The following is a 2,814-nucleotide window of genomic DNA, read 5'->3' on the forward strand; positions in this document are numbered from 1 at the left end:
GCCTCGCGCGCGGCGGCGTCCGGGCCCGGCGCCGCGGCGAGCGCGGCACGCAGATCCTCGGCATCGGCGGGAGTCGGAAGAGGTGTCCTGATCAAGGCGCTGGCTCCGTTGCGGGGGTCGGCGTTTCGTGCTGTCTAGCCCGGAGCGCCCCGAATTGCCCTTGCGGCAGAAAGGCCCACCCGCATGGACCCCGCCGAAGGACCCGAGCCCCTTCTGCATCCGGGAGATCCCGGCGCGGCGGCAATGCTGCTGACGCGCCTGCCCTGGCCCCTGCCCGCCGCCCATGCGCGGGGCGCGCGCGCGGCCTGGGCCTGGCCGCTCGTCGGGGCGCTGGTCGCCCTCGTTGCCTGGGCGGTCGGTGCGCTCCTCCTGTGGATCGGGTTGCCGCCCGCGCTGGCCGCCGGTGGCGCGCTCGGCACCGCCGTCATGGTGACGGGCGCGCTCCACGAGGACGGGCTCGCGGATTGCGCGGACGGGATCTGGGGGGGATCGACGCGGGACCGCCGCCTCGAAATCCTGCGCGACAGCCGGATCGGCACCTACGGCGTCGTGGCGCTGGTGCTGGTGCTGGGGTCGCGCTGGATCGCGCTCGGCGCGCTGTTCGAGGCGGGCCAGGCGCTCATGGCGCTGATCGGAGCGGCGATGGTCTCACGAAGCGCGATGGCGGGGGTGATGGCCGCGCTGCCCTTCGCGCGGGAGGACGGCCTCGCCGTCCATGTCGGACGCCCCTCGGCTGCGACCGCCGGGATTGCGGCGGCGATTGCGCTGGTCGGCGCGCTGTTGGCTCTGGGTTTTCCGGGATTGGCCGTGGCGGCCTCGGGCGCGCTGGCCGCCGGCGCCGTCGCCCTCGTTGCGCGCGCCAGGCTCGGCGGGCAGACGGGCGACGTGCTCGGGGCCGCGCAGCAGGCGGCAGAGCTGGTCGCCCTGCTCGCCTGCGTGGCGCTCCTGACCTAGCAGGGGCCGGTGCGGTAGACGGCCTGGCCCTGGGCGTTGGTGCCGGCGTAATAGGCGCACTGGTTGGTGTTCCGGTTGCGCGCGACCTGCTGGCCGATCGCCGCGCCGCCGAGCGCGCTGACCACGGTCCAGGCCGGGTTCGCGTCGAAGGCGTCGGCCAGCAGCAGGCCTGCGCCCGCACCTGCGGCGAGGCCGAGATTCGCCTCGTCCTGCGCGGTGAGGTTCTGGCAGCCCGCCGTGGCGAGGGCGCCCGCGAACATGATGGGAAGAACGCTGAATTTCATGGCGATTGGTCCTCTCTCGAAAGTTGCGAGAGGCCAACGGCGCCCGTCCGCGTCCGGTTCCATACACTCGGGCGGCACAGGCGAGGCCTTGCCGCCCGGGTCCGATGAGGGCTCAGCAGGGGCCGGTGCGATAGAGCGCTCGGCCGAGCGAGTCGCGGCCCGCGTAATAGGCGCACTGGCCGGTCGTGTTGTTGCGCGCCACCTGCTGGCCGATGGCCGCGCCGCCGACCGTGGCGAGCACCGTCCAGGCCGGGTTCGCGTCGAAGGCCTCGGCCAGGAGGAACCCGGCGCCCGCCCCGGTCACGAGGCCGAGGTTCGCCTGGTCCTGCGCGGTGAGGTTCTGGCAACCGGCAAGCGCCATCATGGCGGCGAAAGCGGTGGCGATCGAAAGACGTGTCATGGCGTCATGCTCCCATCCTTGCGGGCGGCGAAGGACACCGCCGCCCGGGAGAGCATGCTAGCACGAAAAGTCCCCGCCAGCAGAGGCTTGGCGGGGTCATTCGTTTCATCGGCCGGCAATCGCCGACCGGCGGAAGGTCATCAGGCGGCGCGGGCTGTCAGGACGGCATCGACATGCTTCTGCGCGCCGGCCTCGTCCATGCCCTTCACGGCGGCGAGCTCGCGCGTCAGCCGCTCGAGCGCGGCTTCGTAGAGCTGGCGCTCGGAATAGGACTGCTCGCGCTGGTCGTCGGCGCGGTGCAGGTCGCGCACGACCTCCGCGATCGAGATCAGGTCGCCGGAGTTGATCTTCTGCTCGTACTCCTGCGCACGGCGCGACCACATGGCCCGCTTGACCTTGGCCTTGCCCTTCAGCGTCTCCATCGCCTTCGACACGATGTCGGGCGAGGAGAGCGAGCGCATACCCACGTCGGCGGCCTTGGCGGTCGGGACGCGCAGGGTCATCTTGTCCTTCTCGAAGGAGATCACGAAAAGCTCCAGCTTCAGGCCGGCGATTTCCTGCTCCTCGATGGACACGATCTGTCCGACCCCATGCGCCGGATACACGACGTAATCGTTGGGGCTGAACTCCTGCGACTTCCGCGACTTCGACATATAGTTTCCCTTTCCCGGTCTCGCGCACCTTGTGCGTCAGGCGAAAAACTGCCTGCGGAAAACCGGGGCTTTCCACGAGCAGGTCAATTCGGTGCTGAACGGAGGGCGGGCTGGCAGGCCCGCTCGGTGCTTCGGACAGTCATCTGTGTGACGCTTATATAGCACAGAAAAGCGCCGGTTTCAAAGATTCGCGCAAAACGTGCGTCGGGCCCGCGTTGCCACGGGTCCGGATCGGCGGCCTCCCGTCGGGCACGGGGAGCCCGCGCGCCGGCGCATTGCCCGCGTCAGCCGCCCTCGCCGGCGGCTTCCGAGAAGAGGTCCATCTTGCCCGGCTTGCCGTCGAGCGCGTCGGCGTCGGGCAGCGGGTCCTTCTTGGTCACGATGACCGGCCACATCTCGGAATACTTTCGGTTGAACTCGACCCACTTCTCCATGTCCGGTTCGGTGTCGGGCCGAATCGCGTCGGCGGGGCACTCGGGCTCGCAGACGCCGCAGTCGATGCATTCGTCGGGGTGGATGACCA

At 70.5% G+C, this 2,814-nt stretch carries 5 protein-coding genes; 1 reads left to right on the plus strand and 4 read right to left on the minus strand.

The genetic code is table 11. The features are described 5' to 3' along the window. Positions 1-243 precede the first annotated feature (243 nt). Positions 244-954, plus strand: coding sequence for an adenosylcobinamide-GDP ribazoletransferase (cobS, locus tag ACTS11_RS15365; protein ID WP_442641175.1), 711 nt, complete (start codon positions 244-246; stop codon positions 952-954). Here cobS and ACTS11_RS15370 read toward each other — a convergent pair. The 4 genes from ACTS11_RS15370 to ACTS11_RS15385 form a co-directional block, all read right to left on the minus strand. After that, entirely contained in the window at positions 951-1,238 is a 288-nt protein-coding gene (locus ACTS11_RS15370; RefSeq protein ID WP_442641176.1) for a glucose-6-phosphate isomerase, read from the minus strand. The genes cobS and ACTS11_RS15370 overlap by 4 nt on opposite strands. 112 nt (positions 1,239-1,350) lie before the next feature. Next, positions 1,351-1,638 carry a glucose-6-phosphate isomerase gene (locus ACTS11_RS15375; protein WP_442641177.1) on the minus strand — a complete coding sequence of 96 codons (288 nt, stop codon included), beginning with the start codon at positions 1,636-1,638 and terminating at the stop codon, positions 1,351-1,353. A gap of 140 nt (positions 1,639-1,778) precedes the next feature. Further along, positions 1,779-2,291: a CarD family transcriptional regulator gene (locus tag ACTS11_RS15380; RefSeq protein ID WP_442641178.1), complete on the minus strand. Its 513-nt coding sequence runs from the start codon at positions 2,289-2,291 to the stop codon at positions 1,779-1,781. Positions 2,292-2,575: 284 nt separating this feature from the next. Beyond that, the coding region (locus ACTS11_RS15385; protein WP_442641179.1) for a ferredoxin family protein at positions 2,576-2,814 on the minus strand (239 nt) is incomplete at its 5' end.

The organism is Roseicyclus sp. (genome assembly GCF_052168335.1).
Taxonomy (GTDB): Bacteria; Pseudomonadota; Alphaproteobacteria; order Rhodobacterales; family Rhodobacteraceae; genus Roseibacterium.

Coding starts and splice junctions, on each gene's coding strand:
- cobS (WP_442641175.1), top strand. CDS start 244: ATGCTGCTGACGCGCCTGCCCTGGCCCCTGCCCGCCGCCCATGCGCGG.
- ACTS11_RS15370 (WP_442641176.1), bottom strand. CDS start 1,238: ATGAAATTCAGCGTTCTTCCCATCATGTTCGCGGGCGCCCTCGCCACG.
- ACTS11_RS15375 (WP_442641177.1), bottom strand. CDS start 1,638: ATGACACGTCTTTCGATCGCCACCGCTTTCGCCGCCATGATGGCGCTT.
- ACTS11_RS15380 (WP_442641178.1), bottom strand. CDS start 2,291: ATGTCGAAGTCGCGGAAGTCGCAGGAGTTCAGCCCCAACGATTACGTC.